The 22,506-nt window shown below is 68.8% G+C and carries 25 protein-coding genes; 10 read left to right on the top strand and 15 right to left on the bottom strand.

Translation table 11 applies throughout. The features are described 5' to 3' along the window. Window positions 1–64 precede the first annotated feature (64 nt). Window positions 65–1,126, bottom strand: coding sequence for a FecCD family ABC transporter permease (locus E2F48_RS08890; RefSeq protein WP_133403651.1), 1,062 nt, complete (start codon window positions 1,124–1,126; stop codon window positions 65–67). Between the two features lie 111 nt (window positions 1,127–1,237). Further along, window positions 1,238–2,332 (bottom strand): YihY/virulence factor BrkB family protein, encoded by a 1,095-nt coding sequence (locus E2F48_RS08885; protein ID WP_133403650.1) that lies wholly within the window; start codon window positions 2,330–2,332, stop codon window positions 1,238–1,240. Between the two features lie 147 nt (window positions 2,333–2,479). Here E2F48_RS08885 and E2F48_RS08880 point away from each other — a divergent pair, with 147 nt between their 5' ends. Then, entirely contained in the window at window positions 2,480–3,553 is a 1,074-nt protein-coding gene (locus E2F48_RS08880) for an NAD-dependent epimerase/dehydratase family protein (RefSeq protein WP_133403649.1), read from the top strand. On the opposite strand, the gene E2F48_RS08875 is transcribed toward E2F48_RS08880, so the two are convergent. Both E2F48_RS08875 and E2F48_RS08870 read right to left on the bottom strand, forming a co-directional pair. Beyond that, window positions 3,550–5,577, bottom strand: a complete 2,028-nt coding sequence (locus E2F48_RS08875; protein ID WP_133403648.1) for a sensor histidine kinase — start codon at window positions 5,575–5,577, stop codon at window positions 3,550–3,552. The genes E2F48_RS08880 and E2F48_RS08875 overlap by 4 nt on opposite strands. A gap of 111 nt (window positions 5,578–5,688) precedes the next feature. Then, the gene (locus E2F48_RS08870) at window positions 5,689–6,510 is read right to left on the bottom strand and encodes a CPBP family intramembrane glutamic endopeptidase (RefSeq protein WP_246018720.1); all 822 of its coding nucleotides are present in this window, start codon (window positions 6,508–6,510) and stop codon (window positions 5,689–5,691) included. A 104-nt stretch (window positions 6,511–6,614) separates the two neighbouring features. Between E2F48_RS08870 and E2F48_RS08865 the strand changes: the two genes are divergently transcribed. From E2F48_RS08865 to E2F48_RS08845, 5 genes are all read left to right on the top strand, one after another. Next, on the top strand, window positions 6,615–7,985 hold the full coding sequence (locus E2F48_RS08865) for a dihydrolipoyl dehydrogenase family protein (protein WP_133403647.1): 1,371 nt from the start codon (window positions 6,615–6,617) through the stop codon (window positions 7,983–7,985). A 117-nt stretch (window positions 7,986–8,102) separates the two neighbouring features. Beyond that, window positions 8,103–8,375: a hypothetical protein gene (locus E2F48_RS08860; protein WP_133403646.1), complete on the top strand. Its 273-nt coding sequence runs from the start codon at window positions 8,103–8,105 to the stop codon at window positions 8,373–8,375. 75 nt (window positions 8,376–8,450) lie between these two features. Then, on the top strand, window positions 8,451–8,681 hold the full coding sequence (locus tag E2F48_RS08855) for a DUF6480 family protein (protein WP_133403645.1): 231 nt from the start codon (window positions 8,451–8,453) through the stop codon (window positions 8,679–8,681). Window positions 8,682–8,813: 132 nt separating this feature from the next. Beyond that, window positions 8,814–9,863, top strand: coding sequence for an iron-siderophore ABC transporter substrate-binding protein (locus E2F48_RS08850; protein WP_133403644.1), 1,050 nt, complete (start codon window positions 8,814–8,816; stop codon window positions 9,861–9,863). 77 nt (window positions 9,864–9,940) lie between these two features. Next, a complete protein-coding gene (locus E2F48_RS08845) occupies window positions 9,941–10,246 on the top strand; it encodes a PRC-barrel domain containing protein (protein ID WP_133403643.1) in 306 nt (101 codons plus the stop codon). Window positions 10,247–10,285: 39 nt separating this feature from the next. On the opposite strand, the gene E2F48_RS08840 is transcribed toward E2F48_RS08845, so the two are convergent. Both E2F48_RS08840 and E2F48_RS08835 read right to left on the bottom strand, forming a co-directional pair. Then, the gene (locus E2F48_RS08840) at window positions 10,286–10,717 is read right to left on the bottom strand and encodes a ChaB family protein (protein WP_133403642.1); all 432 of its coding nucleotides are present in this window, start codon (window positions 10,715–10,717) and stop codon (window positions 10,286–10,288) included. A 33-nt stretch (window positions 10,718–10,750) separates the two neighbouring features. After that, the gene (locus tag E2F48_RS08835; RefSeq protein ID WP_133403641.1) at window positions 10,751–11,725 is read right to left on the bottom strand and encodes an ATP-grasp domain-containing protein; all 975 of its coding nucleotides are present in this window, start codon (window positions 11,723–11,725) and stop codon (window positions 10,751–10,753) included. A 104-nt stretch (window positions 11,726–11,829) separates the two neighbouring features. On the opposite strand from E2F48_RS08835, the gene abc-f reads away from it, so the two are divergent. Then, window positions 11,830–13,473 carry a ribosomal protection-like ABC-F family protein gene (gene abc-f / locus E2F48_RS08830; protein ID WP_133403640.1) on the top strand — a complete coding sequence of 548 codons (1,644 nt, stop codon included), beginning with the start codon at window positions 11,830–11,832 and terminating at the stop codon, window positions 13,471–13,473. Window positions 13,474–13,507: 34 nt separating this feature from the next. Here abc-f and E2F48_RS08825 read toward each other — a convergent pair whose 3' ends face one another. Together E2F48_RS08825 and E2F48_RS08820 are read right to left on the bottom strand one after the other, a co-directional pair. After that, complete coding sequence (locus tag E2F48_RS08825) at window positions 13,508–13,846, bottom strand: YciI family protein (protein WP_133403639.1); 339 nt, start codon at window positions 13,844–13,846, stop codon at window positions 13,508–13,510. A gap of 193 nt (window positions 13,847–14,039) precedes the next feature. Continuing rightward, entirely contained in the window at window positions 14,040–14,594 is a 555-nt protein-coding gene (locus E2F48_RS08820) for an AMIN-like domain-containing (lipo)protein (RefSeq protein ID WP_133403638.1), read from the bottom strand. Window positions 14,595–14,699: 105 nt separating this feature from the next. Here E2F48_RS08820 and E2F48_RS08815 point away from each other — a divergent pair, with 105 nt between their 5' ends. Beyond that, window positions 14,700–15,392 carry an SDR family oxidoreductase gene (locus E2F48_RS08815; protein ID WP_133403637.1) on the top strand — a complete coding sequence of 231 codons (693 nt, stop codon included), beginning with the start codon at window positions 14,700–14,702 and terminating at the stop codon, window positions 15,390–15,392. Between the two features lie 63 nt (window positions 15,393–15,455). On the opposite strand, the gene E2F48_RS08810 is transcribed toward E2F48_RS08815, so the two are convergent. From E2F48_RS08810 to E2F48_RS08785, 6 genes are all read right to left on the bottom strand, one after another. Further along, a complete protein-coding gene (locus E2F48_RS08810; protein ID WP_133403636.1) occupies window positions 15,456–15,953 on the bottom strand; it encodes an SRPBCC family protein in 498 nt (165 codons plus the stop codon). Window positions 15,954–15,957: 4 nt separating this feature from the next. Further along, window positions 15,958–16,296, bottom strand: coding sequence for an ArsR/SmtB family transcription factor (locus E2F48_RS08805; protein WP_133403635.1), 339 nt, complete (start codon window positions 16,294–16,296; stop codon window positions 15,958–15,960). A gap of 11 nt (window positions 16,297–16,307) precedes the next feature. Continuing rightward, a complete protein-coding gene (locus E2F48_RS08800; RefSeq protein ID WP_425455772.1) occupies window positions 16,308–17,135 on the bottom strand; it encodes a YqjF family protein in 828 nt (275 codons plus the stop codon). Window positions 17,136–17,217: 82 nt separating this feature from the next. Then, on the bottom strand, window positions 17,218–17,412 hold the full coding sequence (locus E2F48_RS08795; protein ID WP_133403634.1) for a hypothetical protein: 195 nt from the start codon (window positions 17,410–17,412) through the stop codon (window positions 17,218–17,220). A gap of 123 nt (window positions 17,413–17,535) precedes the next feature. After that, a complete protein-coding gene (locus tag E2F48_RS08790) occupies window positions 17,536–18,600 on the bottom strand; it encodes a spore photoproduct lyase family protein (protein ID WP_133404117.1) in 1,065 nt (354 codons plus the stop codon). A gap of 110 nt (window positions 18,601–18,710) precedes the next feature. Further along, a complete protein-coding gene (locus E2F48_RS08785; protein ID WP_246018716.1) occupies window positions 18,711–19,355 on the bottom strand; it encodes a uracil-DNA glycosylase family protein in 645 nt (214 codons plus the stop codon). A 284-nt stretch (window positions 19,356–19,639) separates the two neighbouring features. Here E2F48_RS08785 and E2F48_RS08780 point away from each other — a divergent pair, with 284 nt between their 5' ends. Continuing rightward, on the top strand, window positions 19,640–20,251 hold the full coding sequence (locus E2F48_RS08780; RefSeq protein WP_165968731.1) for an ABATE domain-containing protein: 612 nt from the start codon (window positions 19,640–19,642) through the stop codon (window positions 20,249–20,251). A 70-nt stretch (window positions 20,252–20,321) separates the two neighbouring features. Here the strand turns inward: E2F48_RS08780 and E2F48_RS08775 are convergent, their stop codons facing one another. Further along, the gene (locus E2F48_RS08775) at window positions 20,322–21,743 is read right to left on the bottom strand and encodes a dihydrolipoyl dehydrogenase family protein (RefSeq protein WP_133403632.1); all 1,422 of its coding nucleotides are present in this window, start codon (window positions 21,741–21,743) and stop codon (window positions 20,322–20,324) included. Window positions 21,744–22,043: 300 nt separating this feature from the next. Between E2F48_RS08775 and E2F48_RS08770 the strand changes: the two genes are divergently transcribed. Beyond that, window positions 22,044–22,499, top strand: a complete 456-nt coding sequence (locus E2F48_RS08770) for a MarR family winged helix-turn-helix transcriptional regulator (protein WP_133403631.1) — start codon at window positions 22,044–22,046, stop codon at window positions 22,497–22,499. The last annotated feature ends 7 nt before the right edge of the window (window positions 22,500–22,506 follow it).

Raw genomic sequence — 22,506 nt, 5'->3', positions numbered from 1 at the left:
GCGGCGGATCCGGCGCTGCGTCCGGAGTCCGCCGTTCCGTCCCGCAGGTACTCGGTGGAGGCGCTCACAGGTCCGCCGCCTTCCGGGTGCGGATCAGCGCCAGGAAGACCGGCGCTCCGACGAGCGCGGTCAGAATGCCCACCTGGATCTCCCCCGGTGGGAGCAGGATCCGGCCCAGGATGTCGGCGCCCAGGAGAAGGACCGGGCCGAGAACCGCGGAGAAGACCAGCACCCACCGGTAATCGGAGCCGACCAGCAGCCGGACGAGGTGCGGGACGACCAGGCCCACGAAGGCGATCGGGCCGGCCACGGCGGTAGCCGCCCCGCACAGGACCACCACGCCGAGTGCCACGCCCGCCCGGGCGAGGGCCACCCGTTGGCCCAGGCCCCGGGCGACGTCGTCGCCGAGGGCGAGCGCATTGAGGACCCGGCCCGTGCCCAGGATCAGGACCAGCCCGGCGGCAAGGAACGGTGCGGCGGTGCCGAGCACCTCGAAGCCGCGGCCGGAGAGGGTACCCACCTGCCAGAAGCGGAACCGGTCGAGGGTTTCCTGCTGCGAGACGAGGATGGCGTTGGTCAGGCTGCCCAGCCCTCCGGCCAGGACGGCTCCGGCGAGGGCGAGCTTGATGGGGGTTGCCCCCTCGCGGCCGAGCGCGGCGACCGCGTAGACCGCTGCCGCCGCGGCGGCGGCGCCGGCGAAGGCGAACCAGAGGTACCCGGCCGGCCCGCTGACGCCGAAGAGGTGGATCCCGGCGACCACCGCGAGGGCGGCCCCGGCATTGATTCCCAGAATGCCTGGGTCGGCCAGGGGGTTGCGTGCCACGCCCTGCATGGCGGCTCCGGCGGCGGCGAGGGCGGCCCCGACGAGCAGTCCGGCGACGGTGCGGGGGACCCGGGATGCCACCACGGCGTGGTCGCCGTTGGCCGGGTCGAAGGCGGTGACCGCCGCCAAAAAGGTGTCAAGCCCGACCGGGCGGGCGCCCAGCGTGAGGGAGGCGATGCCGATCAGGGCGAGTGCTGCAGCAGCGGCAAGGAGCTTTCGCTTCCGCCCGCCCGGCCCGCCGCCCTCCGCGGCGGCGTCCGGGACGGAGAGGCCCCTGGGCAGCGCGGTCGATCGCACTGCCATCTAGGTTCCTCCTCAGCCACGGATCGGTCTGAGGTAAGGCTAGCCTACGCCGGAGGGGATTAGGAAACGGTGCCGTGCCCTAATCCCCTCCGGCCGTTCGGTGATCCGGAGTTACCGGTTTGAAGACTCGCGCTCGTATTTGTCGCGGAGTTCCCGGCCGTCGTTGACCAGCTTCAGGGTCTTTTCTTCCTTCTTCTCGGTGGCCTTGGTGTCGCGCGGCGGCAGCTGGATGGTGTCCTCGGCCTCGATGCCGGCCTGGAGCTGGCGTCCCCGCTCCACCTCGGCGTCGAACTCGGCGCCGAACAGCAGCGACAGGTTGGCGATCCAGAGCCACAGCAGCAGCACGATCACGCCGGCGATGGCGCCGTAGGTCTTGTTGTAGTTGCCGAAGTTCGCGACGTAGAACGAGAAGCCCAGGGTGGTCAGGGCCAGGACGATCAGGGCGATGAAGGCCCCCATGCTCATCCACCGGAACTTGGGCTGCTTCACGTTCGGGGCGCCGTAGTAGAGGATGGCGATCATAATGACGGCGAAGGCCACCATGACCGGCCACTTGGCGATGTTCCAGATGGCCACGGCCGTGGAGCCGAGCCCGATGGTGTTGCCGACGGCCTCCGCGACCGGGCCGGAGAGCACGAGCATCAGGGCCAGGGCGACGATAAGGATCAGCACCGAGACGGTGATGGCGAGCATGATCGGGCGCAGCTTCCAGAAGGGGCGGCCCTCCTGTACCTCGTACACCCGGTTCATGGCGCGGGCGAAGGCACCGACGTAGCCGGAGGCCGACCAGATGGCGCCGAGGATACCGACGACCAGCGTGAGCCCTGCGGCGTTGGAGGAGGTGAGCTGCTCGATGACTGGTTTGATCGTCTCCACCGCCTGGCCCGGCGCGAAGCGTTCAACGAGGCCCAGCACCTGGGTGGTCGTGGCCTCGGCCTGGCCGAAGACGCCGAGCAGGGAGACAAGCGCGAGGATGGCCGGGAAGATCGAGAGCACGGCATAGTAGGTGAGCGCCGCGGCGAGGTCCGTGCACTGGTCCTTGCTGAATTCGCTGAAGGTGCGCTTGAAAATGTATCCCCAGGCCGGCTTGGCCAGTTCGGTAGGGTCGTCGGGCTTGCGCGAGTCGTCAGGGTCGGGGGCGTTCTGCGCCTTGAGGCGGGTCGCCTCCTCCGCCGTCCCCGCCTGGGATGCATTCTTGCTGTTCACTGCTACCTCCACCTACGTGCCTGGCTGCAGACGGACGGCTGGCCGCCGCTGCACTGTCTCCCGTAACTGCACCATAAGCTTACTTACTAGTCCAGTTGGATGAACAGCCACTACGGTGTAACAAAGCGACGAGAAGGAGCGGTCCCTATGCGTATTGCCGTCATCGGAGCCACCGGAAATGTCGGCACCGCCGTGCTTCGACGGCTCCACCGGGCGGCCGCGGACCGGGAGGCGGCGGGGGATTCAGTGCCCGTCTCGATCGTCGGCATCGCCCGGCGGCTTCCCGACGAGTCGGCCCCGCCCTACAGCGGGGTCGAGTGGCACACCGTCGATGTGGGCACCGACGAGGGCCGCCGCCGGCTGCCCAGCGCGCTGGCCGGCGTCGACGCCGTCATCCACCTCGCGTGGGCCATCCAGCCGAACCGGAACGAAGCCGCAATGCACCGGACCAATGTGCTGGGCACCGAGAACGCGCTGCGGGCCGCCGGGGAGGCCGGCGTGCGGCAGTTCGTCTGCGCCTCGTCGGTCGGGGCCTACTCCCCCTCCAGCAAGTCGGTTCGCCGGGACGAGTCCTGGCCCACCGGAGGAATCACCACCTCGCACTACAGCCGGCACAAGGCGGAGCAGGAACGGCTGCTTGACCGCTTCGAACTGAACTATCCGGAGATCCCCGTGGCGAGGCTGCGGCCGGGCCTGATTTTCCAGTCGGGGGCCGGCAGCGAGGTCGGCCGGTACTTCCTCGGTCCGCTCATTCCGAAGGTGTTCCTCGGCCGGGTCGCCCCGCCCGTGGTGCCCATCCCGGACCGGATGGTGTTCCAGGCCGTCCATGCCGACGACGTCGCCGACGCCTACTGGCGCGTGGTGGACCGGCGGGCCTCCGGCGCGTTCAACATCGCGGCCGAACCGGAGCTCACCCCCGCCCGCGTCGGGGGACTCCTGGGCGCCCGACGCGTCCTGAACGTGCCGGTGGCCCTGCTGCGGGCCGCAGTGGGGGCGAGCTGGTCCCTCGGCGTGCAGAGGACAGACCCGGGCTGGGTCGACATGGCGGCGCAGTCGCCGGTGATGAACACGGACCGGGCCGCCGCGGTGCTGGGCTGGAGACCCGAGCACTCCTCGGTCGAGGCGATGGCCGCCATCCTCGCCGGAATGCGGCGCGGCGGGGGCCACCCCGGCTCGCCCGCACTCTATCCGCGGAACGGCCGGCCTCCGGAGGACCGCTAGGAGGCACCCCCGGCGGAAACCCGCGAGCCGGCGGCCTCGGCCCCGATGCCGGCGGGCAGCTGCTCCGAGGTGGCGGGGAGGGTGGCAACGAAAACGGCGCCGCCGGTGGGCGGAGATTCGACCCGGATGTCGCCGCCGTGGCTTTCAACGATCCTGCGGCAGATGGCCAGCCCCAGTCCGGTGCCCGGGGCGCGGGACGCGCCGTTGGCGGACCGGTGGAACTCGGTGAAGATGCGCTCGCGGTCCCCGGCCGGCACCCCGATCCCGTTGTCCGCCACTCGAATCCGCGTCCAGCCGGTCTCCGGGTCCTTCTCGGAGGTCACCGCCACGACGGCCGTGCCGTCGGCGGGCCCGTACTTGACCGCGTTGCCGATCAGGTTTTCCATCAACTGGGTGAACAGCCGCTTGTCGGCGTAGACGTCGCTGCGCAGGTCGAGCCGGAAGTCGACCGGCGGGGCGTCCGCTTCGGCGGGCAGGGCCGCGCGGAGGTCGACGATTGCCGAGACGACGGCGTTCACGTCGACGGGTCCGGGGGTGAGCTTGTCCGCCTTCGCCAGGCTGTAGTCCAGCAGCGCCCGGATCTGGCTGCTCATGCGCAGGCTCGCCCGGCTCAGGCGCCGGACAACGCTTGCGCGTTCCTCCTCGGTGAGCTCCTCTTCCTCAAGGATTTCAAGCCATCCGTCGAAGACCGTCAGCGGAGTGAGCAGGTCGTGGGCCACCACCGCAGCGAAGCGGGCAAGGTCCTGCTGGTGCCGCCGCTCCACCGTGACATTGTGGAAGACGATGACCGCGCCCTGGCCGGCCGGCAGCGGCACGGCGTCGACGGAGAGGTGGCGCACCTCTCCCTCTGGCAGGTGAAGGTCGACACTCTCCCGCTCCACGGTCTCCCCCGCCAGGGCGCGGTTCAGCGGGAGCTCCTCCTCGGTCAGCGGCACGCCCGCCGTCGTCCGGAAGTCATAGCGCGCAGTCCAGGGCACGTCCGAGCGCAGTCCGGACTCCCCCACCCAGCGGGCCCCGGCCGTGTTGTGCACCAGCACCGAGCCGGCGGCGTCGACGGCGATGACGCCGTCGTACATCTTCTCGATCACGACATCGCGGAGCTGGGTGGCGCCCTGCGCTTCCCGGTGGGCCTCGGACAGGCTGGCGATAAGGCGCAGCCGCTCCTCGCCGTTGAGGGCCAGGACCGCCGAAACCGAAAAGGCGACAAAGGTGAACGCCTGGGCCAGATAGGCCGCGGTGTCCGGTGGAAGGCCTGTAAAGGGACCGTGGCCCGAAATGGTCAGCCAGACGAGCAGGGTTCCGCTGGCCAGGCCGTGCGCCATGGCCCAGCCGGTGGTCAGGCGCAGGCCGGCCCAGATGTTCGCGGGAAGGGTGATGAACGCGATCGGCAGGGGATTCGAGGGCACGAAACTGACGAGGTAGAGCAGCGCGGTGGCCCCGGCCAAGGCCGCGTACTCGATCCAGCGACGGGTGGAGTGCCGGGCGGGCGACGGGCCGGGCACTGTGCGGGTGGCCACGAGTGCGACGCTCCCGATGGCGACGAGGGACACGGTGTTGCGGACCACCCAGGGCAGGAAACCCTGGACGACGTTGCCTGCTCCCGTCGCGTAGGCGCCCGCCGCTATCACCGCGCCTCCGACCCCGGTGGCGACGACCGCCGCCGCGGCAAGCCACATGTACTCCCCCACGCTCTGCTGGGTGCGGCCTGGGACGAATCGGGTGAAGAGGAATACAGCGGCGAGCGCCTGCACGGGGTTGCCGATCCCGGTGATCACCGCGACGTCCGGATCCAGCCCGGTGAGCGCGTTGAGCAGGGCCGTCAGCAGGAAGACGCCGGAGAGGGCGACCGCCAGGCCGACCCTGCGCGGCCAGGCCCACAGCACCCAGAGGAAACCCGCGCCGGCCGCCGGCCATGCCAGGGCGTAACCGCTGGTTTCGAGCTGCGTGCCCCGGCCGATGTAGACGGCCGTGACCAGGGCTGCGGCGAAGAGCACATGGAGGACCGCCGGAGGCAGCGCCGCCATCCGTTGCACGGGCCCTGCGAACCGCCCTTCCCGCACCTTGTCCTCCAGAATCGTGTCGCCGGCGGCACGCCGCTGCGAACCGGTGGCATCCAGCCTAACGGCTCACGGCAGTCAGTACAGGAAGATGGGGAACAACCAGCGGTTGTGGGCGTGAAGCAGCACCAGGAACAGCACGAAGTCGAAGAGAAGATGGACGCTGACGATGTAGGACAGCGACTTGGTGCGGGCAAAGATCCAGCCCTGGATCACGGCGAAGGGGTAGATCAGGAAGGGCCCCCAGGCGTGGAAACCGAGATCCCACAGGAACGAGGTGAAGACCACGGCCTGCAGCAGGTTAGCCTGCCACTCCGGCAGGTGCCGGCGCAGCAGCGTAAACACCGTACAGATGAAGAACAGTTCATCCCAGATGCCCAGGACGTTGGTGCCCAGGAAGAGCTTGAAAATGTCCCCGGCGTCGCTGGCCGCCGGCCAGTTCCGGTACACCCCGGTCGGGATCATGTACACGGGCAGGATCAGGTACCCGATCACGACGACGGCGGCAAGATACCACCGTTCGGTCCGGGACCACTTCGAGCCGGTCAGGACGGGGAAGCGGATGGCGTGGTCCCGGAAGACCCAGCGGGAGACGGCGTAGGGCAGCCCGACGGCAAGGACCATCGCTGTCCCCATGACGGCCATGTGGCCGATGCTGATGTCCGTGGTGATCGGGACGGTGCTGATGATGGTGATGCCCAGGGCCGCGAGCCCGACGTCCTTGAGCAGGGGGCGGCTGATCAGGGCGGCGACAGCGACCGCGGCGGCCAGCAGGAGATAGCCCGCCACCCGGTACTCAAGTGCGAAGAGGAGGAAGCCCGACAGGACGGCTGCGGTGGCCGGAACCAAGTTCAGCGCGGAGTGCCGGACGATCGGTTCTGCCGTCGTGGAGGTGCTCACACAACGAGCGTACTCCCGGCGGCCGCGGGAGTCATGGCCTTGAGGTGCGGGGGAATCCGCGACAGGATGGCGGAACATCTGCCGTCCACCCCAGGGAGCGCTCCATGGACTACACCTACGACGTGCTCGTCATTGGAGCGGGGCCGGCGGGTATGGCCGCCGCTGTGCGCGCCGCCGAGCTGGGGGCGCGCACGGCGGTGGTTGAGCGCTCGGCCCTGGGCGGAACCTGCGTGAATTCCGGCTGCGTTCCCACCCGTGTCCTGGCCAAGACGGCCCGACTGTTCCGCGAGGTCCGTACCGCCCACGACTACGGCATCGTCGTCGCTGAACCGCAGGTTGACTGGCCCACCACGGTCGACCGGGTCCGCTCCACTGTTGAGCGGGTCCTCACCGCCAAGGGGTACCCTGCGCTCATCGACCGGCTCGGTATCGACCTGCTCGCGGGGGATGCTTCCTTCACCGGCGAGCACACGGTCTCCGTCGGAGACCGATCGGTCAGCGCCCGGTCGATCATTTTGTGCATCGGGGGCAGTGCGCGGCGCCTTCCCATCCCGGGGGCCGAGGCGGCGGTCCTGCCCCATGAGGTGCTGTCCATGCCGGAGCTTCCGGCATCGGTCGCGGTGATCGGCGGGGGCCATACCGGCGCCCAGCTCACCACGATCTTTCATGCCCTTGGATCGCAGGTGCTGCTCCTCGATGTCGCCCCGCGGATCCTGATGACCGAGGACGCCGACGTCTCGGCGGGGGTCACCGAAGGTTTCATCTCACGGGGCGTCCGGGTCGAGACCGGCATCGACGGGATCGACGCGATCCGACCGTCGGAGGGTGCGCTGCGGTTGTCCTGGCGCAGCGGCGGACAGCCTGAAGAGATCTCCGTGGAGGCCGTGGTGATGGCTGCGGGGTGGCCGGCGAACCTCGACGGGCTGAACCTCGAGGCCGCCTCCGTCGAGTCGACCCGCACCGCCGTGCCGGTCGATGACTACCTCCGCTCCAACGTGCCGCATATCTTTGTTGCCGGTGATGCCAACGGTTCAAGCATGCTCGTGCAGGCGGCCGTGTTCGAGGGAGAGACCGCCGCAGAGAACGCGGTGCTGGGGGCCAACCGCACCACCCCGCATCACCTCCTGCCCGAGGGCGGATTCACCGACCCCGACTACGCGGGCGTCGGCCTCACCGAGGCCCAGGCCCGGGCCCGCGACTCCCAATGCCACGCCGTCGTGCTGCCCTATGCGGCGGTGGAACGCCCCATCATCGACGACCGCGAACAGGGCTTCCTCAAGCTGGTGACCGACCGGCACCGGGAGCTTATCCTCGGCGCCCACTCCGTCGGGGAAAACGCCGTGGAGGTCATCCAGGCGGTGGCCGCGGCGATGGCCGCCGGCACCGACCTCGCAACCCTCGCGCGGGTCAAGTTCGCCTATCCCACCTACAGTGCCGTGATCGGCCACGCCGCCCGCGCGGCGCTGCGGTCCTGAAACCCGGACTTTTCGCAACCGGACGGTTTCCTGCCGCCCGGACGGACCCGCTGATAAAATGGAAACGCTTTCCATCTGAGGGAAGGCCCGTTCTCCACCTCCGGATCAGGGAGAGACATGAACACGACCGGCAGAAAATTCACAGCCACCGAGGAATCGACGAGCAAGCACCCCCAGGACTGGGGCCGCGCCATGGCCGTGGCGATCTGCCGCCTGGGCGATATGGCACGGGAGGCCGGAGACGACTTCGAGCACGAAGCCCTCCTAGGCGAGGACCTTCATCTTTTCGTCAAGGAAACGCACGACGGCGTCAATATCACCATGTCATGGACACCGAAGCGGGAGGCGCAGAAGGAGCGTGTGGAGGAACCGGTACAGCCCGCCGGCTGAAATCCTAAGCAGACTTACCTTTATCGGGGTAGGCTAAGGATGCCCACCATCCGCTGGTCAAACCGGAGGAAAAAGATGTCCGCAGCGAATCCCGACCCGAAGGACGACAACCTCACCGGACTGGAGCCCGGCGGCGGGGTCCCCCCGGGGGAGACTCCCCCCGGCGAGGCGAGCACCTCCGCACAGCAGGGCCACGGCGAGTCCGGGCCCTCGAAGGGTTTCTCGCGCGCCTGGCTTGCCGTCACCGGAGTAATCGTCCTGCTGTTCCTTCTGTTTTTCGTTGGCTACATCATCGACCTGTTCTGACGGTTACTAAAGTCCATCCCGGCGCCGACGGTTTCACATCGGAGCGTTTTCGCAGGGCGCTTAGCTTAGGCTAGCCTTACTTCTGTCCTGATCGAAAGACCCCGAAGGGTCACCCAGAAGTCAAGGAGCCCCATGGCCCCCCTCCGCACGCGCGCCCTCCTGGCGGCCGCTGCCGTCCTGTCCGTCTCGGCCTGCTCCACCGGCCCCGCCTCGGAAAAGTCGGCCGGGTCCGGCGGGAATGAGGCAGGAGCGGCGGATGCCTTCCCCGTCACCATCGAGCATGCCCTCGGCGAGACCGTCCTTGAGGAAAAGCCCGAGCGGGTGGCGACGGTCTCCTGGGTGAACGCCGACGTCTCCCTCGCCCTTGGAGTCGTTCCGGTGGGCATGCCCACCGACACCTACGGCGGGAACGACAAGGGTTCGACCCCGTGGAAGGACGCGAAGCTTGAGGAGCTCGGTGCCCCGATCGGCAGCGAGGACGCCCCCGTCCAGTACTCGGAGACCGACGGCCTGCCCTTCGATGACATCGCGGCAACCGACCCGGACGTCATCCTCGCCGCCTACTCCGGGCTGTCGCAGGAGGACTACGACACGCTCAGCGATATCGCCCCGGTCATTGCCTACCCCGAGACCGCCTACGGCACGGCGTGGCAGGACTCGACCCGCCTCGTGGGAGAGGCGCTCGGCCTCTCCGAGCAGGCCGAGGACCTTGTCGCCGACACCGAGAAGGCCATCGACGATGCTGCAGCGGAGTACCCGCAGCTTGAGGGAAAGAGCTTCATCTACGGCACCCTCGACCCCGCCGGCGCGGAGCCGGTCAGCCTCTATACGGCCAGCGACAACCGCCCCCGGTTCCTGTCCTCGCTGGGCATGAAGGAGGCCGAGGTTATCAGCAGTGCCGCGGAGGGCTCCGACGAATTCTTCATCCCCTGGTCGGCCGAGCGGGCCAACGAACTCGAATCCGATGTCTTTGTTACCTGGGTGCCGGACGAAGCCACGAAGGACGCCATTGCCACCGACCCGCTGCTCGGCCAGATTCCGGCCGTCAGGTCGGGGGCGCTCGTGGCCGACAGCGACAACACCCTCACCCTGTCGATCTCCGCGGCGAGCCCCCTGAGCCTGCCCTGGGCTGTGGAGAAGTTCCTGCCGCTGCTGGGCGATGCGGTGGACAACGCCGGATAGCCGCCGGAGGGCGCCGGGACGGACCATTGCCCATCCCGGCGATCTGGGCTGAAATGGTAAAAACGAACGGAGCAGCCATGGCCCAGCTTGATATCAACGAACTGCAGGACGCGACGGCGTGGGACAGCGAGGGGACCAAACTCGGTGCCGTCAATGAGGTCCACCTTGAGAAGTCCTCGGGAGCGCCGGGCTGGGTCACCGTCTCGCTGGGCCTGCTGAACACCCGGGAGCACTTCGTTCCGCTGGCCGGCTCGCGCTTCGAGGGAGGCGACCTCCACCTCGGGTGGACCCGGGACAAAATCAGCGACGCCCCCGACGTGGCCGGCGACAAGGAACTGTCCGCCGAGGAGGAACGGCTGCTGGGCGACTATTACGGGCTGTAGCGTCCGCCGCGGGCGGCCCGGCCCCCGGTCAGCGCGCCGTCAGCGCGCCTCGGACTCCCGGGCCCTGCGGGTGGAGGCGTCGTTTGCCTTCTGCAGCGCCTCGACGAGTTCGCTCTTGGTCATCCTCGACCGGCCCGGCACGCCGAGCCGTTTCGCCAGGTCGTAGAGGTGGGCCTTGGAGGCGTTCGCGTCGACCCCGCCGGCCGTGTCGCGGGAGGAGCCGGCGCCGCCTTCGGCCCGGGCATCGGAGGGGCCGTTCTTCTCCTTCGGCTCCCAGTGATCGCCCACTTTCTCGTGGGTGTGCTTCAGCGCCGCGAACGCGGTGCGGTGCGCCCGCTCACCGTCGCCGTACTGTTCCTCGGCTGACTCCAGCGTCCGGGCGAACGTGGCCTGGGCGGCGCCGCCCGAGCGCTGCAGCGTGCTGGGCAGCTCGTCCTTCGTGACCCTGCGCTTTCCCTTGTCTCCTGCCATCGGTGTCCCCTCCTCCGGGTGCGTGCCTTAATCCTAGGCCGGTGCCGGCTGCCTGTCCGGGTCGGCGAGCCGGGCGAGGTAGCGGACGAGCTCCCGCGGAGCCGACAGCGGCGCCCCGGCCTCCACCACGGCGTTGTAGTTGGTGTTCGTGTTGACGTCGTAGGTCACCACCCTGCCGTCGACGGTCTCGATGAACTCGATGCCGCACACCTCGAGGTGGTTGCGCCGGGCGAAGTCCGAGTACGCGGCGATGATCGGGGAGTCGAACCCCTCCCTTCGGGAGAACAGCTGCTGGCCGGGTTCCGGCGCGATGGTGGCCCCCGGCGGCATGACCGGCCGGCCCGTCACCGGGTCGATGGCGCAGGCGTCGGCGGGGCAGAGCTGAAATCCCCCGCGCGCGGTGTCGGCCTTGATCGCATAGATAAAGCGCCCGCCGACGAGCTCGACGCGGGTGATGAAGGGCCCGGCGGCCTGCAGGAATTCCTGCACCAGGGTGATGCCGTCCTGGGGGTCCTCGAAATCCGGGGACGCCACGTAGTCGGCCAGTTCCGCGTGCGAGTCGAACTTCCGCACCCCCAGGCCCTTGCCGCCCTGGTTGTGTTTGAGGATGAACGGCGCCTCGAACGTCGCCGCCGCTTCGACGATGCGCTGGCGCCCGATGGCCGCCACCGTCCGGGGAGTGTCGATCCCGGCGGCCCGAAGCGCCGTCAGCTGGTCCACCTTGCTCATCTCCAGCTCGAGCACCCGCCGCCCGTTGACCGTGCGGCGGCCCGAGGCCTCGAGCCAGGACAGCACCGCGCGGGCGTAGTCCTTTGACAGGCCGTGGCCGCGGGTGTGGGCCGAGGCGCTGATCCGGGACCAGAAGATCCCCTCGGGCGGCACGCCGTCCAGGTCGAGCACCCCATCGGTGAGCACCCACTCCACCACCTCGACGCCCTCCTGCTCGAACGCCCGCGCAAAGGGCGGAAACCAGTCCGGGTTCTCGTGGAGCGCATAGATGGTCTTCATGGGTCCTCCCGCAGCGTGGGTGATCGGGTTGCGCCCATCCTAGCCGGGCGCGGTATTCCGCCGGCCCGGCGGGCCCGCGACGGCGGGCCTCCTAGACTTGAACCATGACTGCAACACTCGTGGCCAAGTCCCTCGCCGGCGGCCACGGCCACCGGACCCTGTTCACCGACCTCGACCTGACGGTGTCGCCGGGGGAGGTCGTCGGGGTGGTCGGGGCGAATGGCGCGGGGAAGTCCACGCTCCTGCGGCTGCTGGCCGGCGCCGATGCTCCCGCCGCCGGTTCGGTGCGGACGGCTCCCGCGGACGCCTTTGTCGGCTGGCTGCCCCAGGAGCATGAGCGGATCCCCGGGGAGACCGTCGCCGCCTACTTGGCCCGCCGGACCGGGGCGACCGCCGCGACGGCGGCCATGGAGCAGGCGGCGGAGGCCCTGGGATCGGGCACGCGGCTTGCGGAGGACACCTATGCTGCCGCGCTCGATCACTGGCTTGCCTCCGGAGCCGCGGACCTCGAAGAGCGCATTCCGCCGGTGCTGGCCGACCTCGCGGTGGGTGTGGCTCCGGACGCCCTCATGACCTCCCTGTCCGGCGGCCAGCTTGCCCGTGTCGCCCTGGCGGCGCTGCTGCTCAGCCGCTTCGACCTGGTGCTGCTCGATGAGCCGACCAACGACCTCGACCTTGACGGCCTCGCCCGCCTCGAGTCGTTCATCCAGAACCTCCGCGGCGGCGTCGTGCTCGTCTCCCACGACCGGGAGTTCCTTGCCCGCTGCGTCACCACGGTGGTCGAGCTCGATCTGGCGCAGCACAAGGTGGCCGTGTACGACGGCGGGTACGACGCGTTCCTCGAGGAGCGGGCGGTGGCGCGGCGCCACGCCCGGGAGGCCTACGAGGAGTTCGCTGACCGGAAGTCGGACCTCCTGGCCCGGGCCCGGACCCAGCGGGAGTGGAGCTCCCAGGGGGTGCGCAACGCCATGAAGAAGAACCCGGACAATGACAAGATCCGCCGCCGGGCCAGCATGGAGTCCTCCGAGAAGCAGGCCCAGAAGGTCCGGCAGATGGAATCGCGCATAGCCCGCCTCGATGAGGTGGAGGAACCCCGCAAGGAGTGGCAGCTGCAGTTCAGCATCGGCGCCGCCCCACGGTCCAGTTCGGTTGCGGCGACGCTTAACCAGGCCACCGTCCGGCGCGGCGCCTTCATGCTCGGTCCGGTGTCCCTGCAGGTCAACGGCGGTGAGCGCATCGGTATCACCGGGCCTAACGGTGCCGGGAAATCGACCCTGCTGCGCCTCCTGCTCGGTCACGAGGCCCCTGCCGAGGGCACCGCGGCCCTGGGCGCCAGCGTGGCCGTGGGTGAGATCGACCAGGCCCGCCGCCTGCTGGACGAGGAGTCGCCCCTGGGGGACGCGTTTGAACGCTTGATGCCGCAGCTGAGCCAGGCCGAGGTGCGCACCCTCCTGGCGAAGTTCGGCCTGAAAGCCGACCAGACCGGGGCCCGGGTGGGCTCCCTCTCGCCCGGCGAACGGACCCGGGCGGCGCTGGCGCTGCTTCAGGCCCGCGGGGTCAACCTCCTGGTCCTCGACGAACCGACGAACCACCTCGACCTTCCGGCCATTGAACAGCTCGAATCGGCCCTGGAGGGCTACACCGGGGCCCTGCTCCTTGTCTCACACGACCGCAGGCTGCTGGAGAACGTCCGCCTCGACACCCGGTGGGAGGTCGACGGCGGCCAGGTGCGGGTCCGCCCCGCCTGAGCCGGACCCGAGATACCTCCGAACGCGGGTTCGGTCAGCTCTCCGGGTCATACCCGAACTCGCGGAGCTCCTGCGGGCAACGGCAGGCCACCGCGATCTTCCTGGCCCACTCGAGCGCGTCCCCGCGCGCCGGCAGGTCGAGCACGAGGAACCCGCCCGTGAGCTGAGAACCCGGATAGAGTTCTGTGCCCACCGAGCCGTCGGCGGAGACCAGTACGGGATCGACCTGCTCGTTGATCCCCCCGCCGAAGACGTAGACCCCGGCATCCTTCGCCTCCTGGATCACGGCGTGGGATTCGGCGGAGACGACCGGGAGTTCCTCGGCGCTGACCACCATGGCTTCGCTCGGAAAGGAGATGAGGTATTTGGCCATGTCCCGATGGTGCCGCGCCGGCGGGCCGGCCGGCAATGGCTGGGAGGCAGGTCGAGGACTGCGCCCGATGCGCGACCCTCACCCGGGCCGGAAACATGGCGGAACCCGCAGGGGTGAAGTGCACCGCTGCGGGTTCCGTTGGATGCGCGGGTGTGGCCGGGGGCCGGTCATCGGCCCCGGCCGCACCTCGGGGCTACCACCGGTGGGCCACGTCGACCACGAGCCGCGAGCCGGTCCCCGGCGTGTCAAGTGCAAACACGCGGTAGGGAAGCCGGGCGCGCACGCCCAGCCCGAAGGTGGTCTCGCCTTCAAAGCTGCCTGCGTAGGCGATCTGCCGGAAGGTGCTGTACCCGGCCGTGCTCACCACGTCACTGCGGTTGGCTGGCCGGTAGGTCGCCTGCCCGCGGGCGTTATAGGCGGGAGCCTTGACGCGGATCGAGAGGTCCGCCGCACCGCGGAGCGGTACGCGCGCACCGGACCCGGGCGCATGGACACTCCGGGCATAGCGGATGTCGTAGCCGACCCGCTCCCCCCGCAGGTCAATCACCATCCGGTCAAAGCACGTGTGCCGACCGGCACGCACATTGGTGATCGGCGCCGTCGGTTGCGCAGCGGCCGTCCGGGGCAGCGAACCCCAGGTGATGCCGCAGTTGGCAGCCGACGCCGGCCCAGGAGCTCCGATCCCCAGCCCCGCCGCGAGTGCAAAAACTGCAAGCGCGGAGGACGATTTCTTCTTGAGATTTTTCATTGCATACCATCCAAGGTTGCGGAATAGGTGCAATTATGGTAGCCCCGGCCGGGAGAGAAGGATCCGGCGTCCGGCAGGTTGGCGCCGGATTGTTATTGTGGCTTCATGACCGAACTCCCCGTCGCCCTCGTCACGGGTGCCTCCCGCGGCATCGGCCGTGCCATCGCCGCCGAGCTCGCTCCCACCCACCACGTCCTGCTGGGCGGTCGTGACTCCGGCACCCTCACAGAAATGGCCGCCGGCTTTCCCTCCGCCGGCGTCTTCGCCGCGGACCTTCAGCATCCAGCGGAGGTGGAGCGGGCCTGCGCGGCGGTCGGGCGGCTCGACCTGCTCGTGCACTCGGCAGGCGTCCTGCGGGTTGGCGCCATCGCGGATCTGCCCGACGACGCGTGGCAGGAAAGCTTCGCGGTCAACCTCTTCGCCGTGGTGGGCCTCACCCGGCGCCTTCTTCCGGCCCTGCGCGCTTCGCGCGGCCAGGTGATCGCCATCAATTCGGGCTCCGGCTACACCTCGGGGGCAGGGTCGGCGGCCTACAGCGGCACCAAGTTCGCACTGCGCGCGTTCACCGACGCACTCCGGGAGGAGGAGCGCCGGCACGGGGTGCGGGTCAGTTCGATCCACCCGGGCCGGGTGGCCACCGACATGCAGGAGGAACTGCACCGGCTCGAGGGCAAAAAGTACTCCCCCGAGGCCTGGATCCAGCCGGCCCAGGTGGCCAAGGCCGTGCGGCTCGCCGCCGATGCCTCCCGGGAGGCGACCATCGAGACGCTGAGCATCCGCCCGTCCGGGATGGTCTAGGGCTTCGGCGCCTGCATTCCGCGCCGCCTCCCGGCCGGCCGGGGCCGACCGGGAGACCCCCGCTCAGGCGCGTGCGGGCTCGGCCAGCAGGGCGTCGATCTGACCCATCCCCTCCCGAACCCCTTCCTCCATGCCCATCTCCAGCATCTGCTGCAGCTGCTCGGCACTCTCGAAAACGGTCACCGTGGTCATCCGGGTGCGGCCGTCGACGGCCTCGAGGGTCATGACGCTATGGGTGGCCCCCATCTTGTCGTCCGGCACACCGTTTTCGTCGGCGAATCCGTCGTCGTACTCAAGGCGGCGGGGTGCGTCGATGGCCGTGATCTTCCACCAGCCGTGAAACTTCTCGCCCTCAGGACTGGTCATGTAGTAGCTGGCGGACCCTCCGGGCACAAACTCATGCCGCTGGAAGGTTGCGGGATAGGTCGGCGGACCCCACCAGCGCTCGAGCTGGCGCGGGTCCTCCCAGACCTGCCATACCCGTTCGACGCCGGCATCGAATTCGGCGATGAAGGTGAGGCTGAGGGCCTCCGGGTCCTGATGCGAAGAGATGAATGTCATGGGACTACTCCTTTTCCTCAGCGAGAATGTCAGCGATCCGGTCCACACGCTGCCGCCAGACCAGCTCGTACTCTTCGAGCAGCCGCCGCGCCTTCTGCACACCCTCGAAATCAGGCCGCACGATCTGCTCCCTTCCGCGCTTCTCCTTCGTGACGAGGGAGGCACGCTCCAACACCGCGACATGCTTCTGCACTGCGGCAAAACTCATGGCGTAGTGGGCGGCCAGCCCGGACACCGAGTACTCCCCCGTGATGATCCGCGAGAGGATGTCGCGGCGGGTGGCATCGGCGAACGCCTGGAAAAGGCGGTCCAGCCTGGCTTCCTCGACCTGATCTACAACCATTTGGTTGTAACTTACGCCCGCATCGATCCCCCGTCAAGGGTTTTTCCGGCACCGGGAACCGCGCGCCTCCGCAGGCCCGGCGCCGGAACTCCCGGCCTCCCGAACTGGGTCTGCACCCCCGGCGAAAAGAGCACGGACTCGGGCGGGCCCGAGACCTCGAAGCCCGCCGCCGCAATCAGGTCATCCCGGAGGTGGACCACGTCGGCGGGGTAGAGCCGCCAGGGTTCGTGGGTGTTGGGGATATAGAGCGTGCCTCCGCCGAATCTGGTATGCAGCCCGTACCGGGCGGTCAGTTCCAGCGAGAGGGGATCGGCCGCGGCAGCGGTCCGGTCGGGGCGCACCGAAAACGAGGAGGACGCCCCGCCGCGGTACCGCCGGACGTCGTAGCCGAACCGCTCTCCGCCCGCGGCGCCGGCGGCCCCGATCGTCGGGCGGCAGCGGGACCACACATAGTTGATTCCGAAGGCCCGGGCCGCAAGCACGACGGCGAGGCGCGACGCGTCGAGGGTGACGAAGACGACGCCGCGCACGCCGTCGGGCCCCCGCGAATACAGGCGGACATTGATTTCAGTGAACGACCCAAGATAGGGAACGGGCCTCCCCTGCCCCAGCCCGGCGCCGACCATACGGAAGCCGATCAGGCCGACCCAGGTGGAGCCGTCGATCTCATCGGGCTCCACCCCCGGCGGCAGGTAGCGTGCGGCGGTAGCCACCGGGATCCTCCAGTGCAGGAAGACCGCGTCGGCCCAGCACTGGTCCATGATGAGCGGGCGGGGAAGCGCGGGCGGGTCCGGCCAGGCGCCGGCGGGCGGGGGGATGGACCCGGAATGCTTGGAGATCACCGCGCCGCCCTTCCGCCCGCTGATTTCCCGCCCGCCGCCTGCTCCGGGGAAGTTCCGGAGGAGCCGGCGTGTGTCCGTCTCAGGTGGACGGAGGAGGCGTGCGGCGGTTCGCCCGCGCCCGGTTGGTCAGGCTCTGCATCGCCTGGTGGCGCCGGGCGGAAAGGTCGCGCAGCAGCTTGTTTGACTCGGGGTTCCGCAGTGCCGTGGGCGAGGGTCGCTGGTACCTGCGCCGCCCGGGGGTTTCGGAGCCGCCGGACTCGGGCCGGATCATCATGGAAACGTCCTCTCCCTGAAAATGCCCACCGCGCCGCGCCAGTCGGCGGTTGCGGGGTGAATCGATTGTAGGACCGGGGGTATCCGCCCACAAGGAAAATTGCAACCGTCGTATTTGACCGGACTAGAAGGCGTAGCGGATCCGGCAGTACGGAATGTGGCGCCCCATCAGAGCCCGGAAGTCGTCGAGGTAGCCGCGCTTTTCGGCGGCGGTGTACCGGACGTTGATGAATCCGTTCGACGAGCGTTTCTGTTCCTGGAGCTCGGGCCTCCACAGGATCTCCTCGGCGCGTGGGTGCCAGCCGAGGTTGACCTCGTGGAGCTGCTGGTTGTGGGTGAGGAAGATGACCTCCGCCGCGAGCTGCTCCTTGGCCTGCGGTGTCAGGACGGCGTCGATCTGGGCGAACAGCGAGCGCCACTCCTCCTGCCATCCGGGCGTGACGATCACCGGGGAGAAGTTGAGGTGGACCTCGTACCCGGCCTCCACGAAGTCATTGACCGCGGCAAGGCGCTCAGCGATGGGCGAGGTGCGGACGTCGACGACCCGCGCCAGCCGCTCGGGCATGAGGGAGAACCGAACCCGGCTTCGGCCGCGCGGGTCCCAGTCGAGCAGGTCCCGGTTGACGTACTTCGTGGCAAAGGACAGCTTGGCCGTCGGCAGGCTCCCGAAGAGATCGACGAGGTCCCGGACATTGTCGCTGACCATCGCGTCGACCGAACAGTCGCTGTTCTCGCCGATGTCGTAGACCCACGCTGTGTCATCGCACTGGTTGGGCTCCAGCTTCATGCCCTGGCGCGCCACGTGCCGTTCGAGATAACCGGTGATCTGCTCAATGTTCGCGAAGACCGTGATGGGGTTGCTGTAGCCCTTGTGCCGGGGGACGTAGCAGTAGACGCAGGCCATCGCGCAGCCGTTCGCCGTGGAGGGCGCGATAAAGTCGGCGGAGCGCCCGTTGGGCTTTGCCGCCAGCGACTTCTTGACGCCCACGACGAGCGCCTCGGTCTTGATCCGCACCCAGCGCCGGACGTTCGCTTCATCACCGCTGAGCTCGGGGATGCGCCAGTGGCTCGCCACTTCGACCACCTCGGCCTCCGGCCAGCGTGCCAGCACCTGTCGGCCCCGGGGAAGCACGGCTGCCTCCGGTTCAATGTAGATACGGCTGACCTGGAGGAGTTTGCTTGCCTCAATCATGAATGCCTGGCTCCGGTTCGTGGGGAAATTCCACGCTATCGCGGCGCACCGACACTTCGGCGGTCGACCGGGCTACGGCGGTCCGGGCGTCCGGGGCCCGGGGCGGCCTAGATGGTCTGGCGGACCCGGATGCCGGCGCGGCCCATGGCGTCGGTGTAGGCCGCATGAATTTCTTTGAGCCAGATTTCCTGGTTTGCCGGCGTCCCCTTGAAGGCCCGCTCGCTGGTGGAGCGCACCTCATAGATCTTGAAGCCGCGCTTGTAGATGGCCCGGTTCTCGAGTTTCATGAGCCGGCGGGCCGCCTTATGGGCGTCGGCTCCGTGCGCGATCAGCGCCGACGCGCGCGGAACCTGCTGGAGGAAGCTCAGGAGCGGTTTCACACCGTCGGCGATCTGGTCCATCGACAGAGCCCGCTCCTTGCCTTCCTCAAGGAACCATGGGTAGGCGTTCCACGGCATGACCTGCTCGGGGCGCAGGCCGGCGGACTCGTAGATCTCGGCAATCCGCACGGAGGCCGGATCGTCGTTTTCGAACGAGACAAACCCCGAGGGCAGCGACGAACCGGGACTCGAGAAAAGACTGACGATCTTGCAGCCATCGACGTCATGCACCGGGTCGATGTACGGAACGGTTGACCCGGGCTTGAGGGCCCCGAGCGAATCGCACAGCCGGTTCACGTCTTCAATGTTGGGATCGTAGCGCCGCTCCCATTGCTGGGCCTGATAGGTGGGGTCCGCCATACGTTGTGCCAATTCAACCTCCTAGCGGACATCGCCTGGAGTGGCACAAACTTGTCCGCAGATCTCCAGTTTACGCCGCGGGGCGCGTCGGCCCGGCGCAGGGGCCATAATCCGCGCACCTCCGCGCCCCGGGGGCAGGACCGGGGCCGCCCTTCACCGGGAAGTACGGCGGCGTGTCGCGGCGGACACGCCGCCGTCCCGGAACTCATTTGGAGAGAGTCGGCCCGGCGTGAAGCGACCGGACGGAGTGCACTGTTCTCACGTTTGTAGATTACTGCTATCATGAGAAGATGCCCATGACATACGAGGGTGGAGCTCCGGTCATTCGGGACTCCCCGGCCCTGGACCTCGCGAACACCTACTTCGCGGTACGCGGGAAGCCCCGGGAGGGACTTTCGACGCCGGCCGATGTGGCGGCCTGGGTCCTCGAAGTGGCCCCTCAGCTCGACGGGATTGAACTGCCCGCCGAGGAGCTCGCCGAGGCCAGGGAAGGCGACCTCGCACTGTTCCTCGAACTGCGCAGCGCCGTGCGGACCCTCGCCGCCGACCTGACCAAGGGGCTCAGCCCGGCCGACGGGCCCGTCGCGGTCCTGAACCGCGCCGCCGCACTGGCGCCGGCATCCCCGGTACTGACCCTCACGCCGCAGGGCGCATTGTCGAAGTCCACCCGGGCCCGGAGCACCGCCCCCCGGGCGGCGTTGTCCGCGCTGGCCCGGGACGCCGCCGATCTGTTTTCCGGGGAGCGCCTGCACCAGCTGCGCGATTGCCAGGCGCCGGGATGTTTCCTGTTCTTCCTCAAGGACCATCCCCGCAGGGAATGGTGCACGCCGGCCTGCGGGATGCGAGTCCGCGCCTCGCGCGCCTATTACAAGCGCACCCATGCGGACGAGGTGCCCCCGGGCTCATAACCGCCCGGGAACACCGCATCGGCCATCAGGAGCCGTCGAGCTCCCGCCTTGAATCCGCCGCCGTACCGGCCTACAGCCCGTACTGTTCGAGGAGCCGCAGCCAGACCTCACTGACCGTCGGGAACGACGGAACTGCATGCCAAAGCCGCTCCAACGGTACCTCGCCGGCAATCGCGATCGTCGCCGCGTGGAGCATTTCAGCGACGTCCGGCCCGGCCAGGGTCGCGCCGATGATGACCCTGCGGTCCTCGTCGACAATCATCTGCGCCCATCCGGTGTACCCCTCGGAGTGGAGGGCGGAACCGGCCACTGCGATCGGCAGCGAGACCTCCGACGCGTTGACCCCGTCCTTCTGTGCCTGCTCAAGCGTGCGTCCCACCATAGCGATTTCCGGATCGGTGAAGACCACCTGCGGCACCGCATACGAGTTCGCCGTCGCGGCATACCTGCCCCACGGCTCGACGGCATCACCGAGGGTGCCGGCGGCACGGGCCGCGATGGCATCACCTGCGGCACGGGCCTCGTACTTGCCCTGATGGGTCAGCATCACCTTGTCGGCGGCATCACCCAGGACATAGAGCCAGTCCCCTGCGCTGCGGACCCGTCCCGTGTCATCCGAGGGAAGGCCCGTAGCGCTGAGCCCGAGATCCTCGAGTCCGAGCCCGTCCAGTGCCGGCCGGCGGCCGGTGGCCACGAGCAGCTTCTCGGACTCGATGGTGTCGCCGCTGTCGAGGGTGACCGACACTGCGTTTTCGCCGTTCTTGGCGACGGTCCGGACGCCGGTGTTGGTCAGGACGCGGACCCCTTCCTTTTCCAGGGCGTTCTTCACAATGTCGGCCGCCGGCGTCGGAAATTCCCGAAGGATCCCGCTGCGGGCAATAAGCGTCACCTTCGCCCCGAGCCGGGAGAAGGCCTGGGCGAGCTCGGTGCCGGCCACCCCAGCGCCGATCACCGTGATCGACTCCGGAACGTCCTCAGCGGAGACAAGTTCGCGGGTGCCCCAGAACGGAGTCTCATCGAGCCCTTCGATGGCGGGAACCACCGGCACGGACCCGGTGGCAATCACGACAGCCTGGCGGGCCTGGATCGTGGTGACCGTCCCGTCCAGGGCTGTGACCTCAACCTCGCGCTCTCCGGAGATACGTCCATGGCCGCGGGCAAGGGTGATCCCCTGCTGCGCCACCCACTTCGCCTGCCCCGAGTCGTCCCAGTTGGCCGCCATCGCATCGCGGCGGGCTAACACCTGGGCGGCGTCGAGTCTTCCGGTGACCGCTTCGCGCGCCCCGGGCAGGGACAGTGCGGCGGAAAGGGCGGCGCCGGACCGGATGAGCGCCTTGGACGGCATGCAGGCCCAGTACGAGCACTCCCCGCCGACCAGCTCCGATTCAACCAGCACCGCAGTCAGTCCGCCCCGAACCGCCCGATCGGCCACATTCTCTCCAACCGGGCCGCCGCCGATGACGACGACGTCGGCTGTCTTCACTTCAGTCACTTTTCATGCCTTCCACCATGTGGTGCCGGGAGAAACCGGCCCACCGGGCCCGCAATCGGGACCCTGATTTTTGTGCTGCCGCCCGGGAGATCGACTCCCTGCCGCTGTGGTACAAGCGCGGATCTTCAGCGCCCCTGGAACGGCAGACCGCACAGAACCTGCCCGTCAGGATGGAAAGGCCCGCTCCACAGCCAACCCCCGGAGGGGTTGTTTCGACGAGGCCTTCCGCATTCAGATCGTCTAACTGTTAGTGCGCTAAGCTTTATTCCGCAGGAAGTTTTTCTACCTCAGGATGGAGCCATGTCCGCCCCCGACGACGATCTGATGCTTGAGCGCCAGCTCTGCTTTGCGCTGTCCATTGCCTCACGGACGGTGGTCAACGCGTACCGTCCGGTCCTGGATAAGCTGAATCTCACCCACCCCCAGTACCTCGTGATGCTCATCCTCTGGGAGCAGGACAACCGGTCGCTGCGGGAGATCAGCGAGATCCTCATGATGGAACCGGCCACCATCTCGCCGATGCTCAAACGGCTTGAGTCCCTCGGCTACCTCACCCGGAACCGGGTGCCCGGGAACGAGCGGACGCTGGCGGTGCGCCTGACGGAGACGGGCACGGCATTGAGGGCGGAGGCCGTCGGCGTGCCGGGAACCATGCTGGAGCGGCTCGGGCTGACCCGGGACCAGGTCGAAGCGCTTAACGATTCAATGCGCGGGATCATCGCGGCAGCCACCCGGGCCGGCTCCACCGCCGGTTAAGGCCGGC

The organism is Arthrobacter crusticola, from assembly GCF_004357995.1.
GTDB classification, from domain to species: domain Bacteria; phylum Actinomycetota; class Actinomycetes; order Actinomycetales; family Micrococcaceae; genus Arthrobacter_D; species Arthrobacter_D crusticola.
This window is presented reverse-complemented; position numbering and strand designations above follow the sequence as displayed.

Coding starts and splice junctions, on each gene's coding strand:
- E2F48_RS08890 (WP_133403651.1), bottom strand. CDS start 1,126: ATGGCAGTGCGATCGACCGCGCTGCCCAGGGGCCTCTCCGTCCCGGAC.
- E2F48_RS08880 (WP_133403649.1), top strand. CDS start 2,480: ATGCGTATTGCCGTCATCGGAGCCACCGGAAATGTCGGCACCGCCGTG.
- E2F48_RS08875 (WP_133403648.1), bottom strand. CDS start 5,577: ATGGCGGCGCTGCCTCCGGCGGTCCTCCATGTGCTCTTCGCCGCAGCC.
- E2F48_RS08865 (WP_133403647.1), top strand. CDS start 6,615: ATGGACTACACCTACGACGTGCTCGTCATTGGAGCGGGGCCGGCGGGT.
- E2F48_RS08860 (WP_133403646.1), top strand. CDS start 8,103: ATGAACACGACCGGCAGAAAATTCACAGCCACCGAGGAATCGACGAGC.
- E2F48_RS08855 (WP_133403645.1), top strand. CDS start 8,451: ATGTCCGCAGCGAATCCCGACCCGAAGGACGACAACCTCACCGGACTG.
- E2F48_RS08850 (WP_133403644.1), top strand. CDS start 8,814: ATGGCCCCCCTCCGCACGCGCGCCCTCCTGGCGGCCGCTGCCGTCCTG.
- E2F48_RS08845 (WP_133403643.1), top strand. CDS start 9,941: ATGGCCCAGCTTGATATCAACGAACTGCAGGACGCGACGGCGTGGGAC.
- E2F48_RS08840 (WP_133403642.1), bottom strand. CDS start 10,717: ATGGCAGGAGACAAGGGAAAGCGCAGGGTCACGAAGGACGAGCTGCCC.
- E2F48_RS08835 (WP_133403641.1), bottom strand. CDS start 11,725: ATGAAGACCATCTATGCGCTCCACGAGAACCCGGACTGGTTTCCGCCC.
- abc-f (WP_133403640.1), top strand. CDS start 11,830: ATGACTGCAACACTCGTGGCCAAGTCCCTCGCCGGCGGCCACGGCCAC.
- E2F48_RS08825 (WP_133403639.1), bottom strand. CDS start 13,846: ATGGCCAAATACCTCATCTCCTTTCCGAGCGAAGCCATGGTGGTCAGC.
- E2F48_RS08820 (WP_133403638.1), bottom strand. CDS start 14,594: ATGAAAAATCTCAAGAAGAAATCGTCCTCCGCGCTTGCAGTTTTTGCA.
- E2F48_RS08815 (WP_133403637.1), top strand. CDS start 14,700: ATGACCGAACTCCCCGTCGCCCTCGTCACGGGTGCCTCCCGCGGCATC.
- E2F48_RS08810 (WP_133403636.1), bottom strand. CDS start 15,953: ATGACATTCATCTCTTCGCATCAGGACCCGGAGGCCCTCAGCCTCACC.
- E2F48_RS08805 (WP_133403635.1), bottom strand. CDS start 16,296: ATGGTTGTAGATCAGGTCGAGGAAGCCAGGCTGGACCGCCTTTTCCAG.
- E2F48_RS08795 (WP_133403634.1), bottom strand. CDS start 17,412: ATGATGATCCGGCCCGAGTCCGGCGGCTCCGAAACCCCCGGGCGGCGC.
- E2F48_RS08780 (WP_165968731.1), top strand. CDS start 19,640: ATGACATACGAGGGTGGAGCTCCGGTCATTCGGGACTCCCCGGCCCTG.
- E2F48_RS08770 (WP_133403631.1), top strand. CDS start 22,044: ATGTCCGCCCCCGACGACGATCTGATGCTTGAGCGCCAGCTCTGCTTT.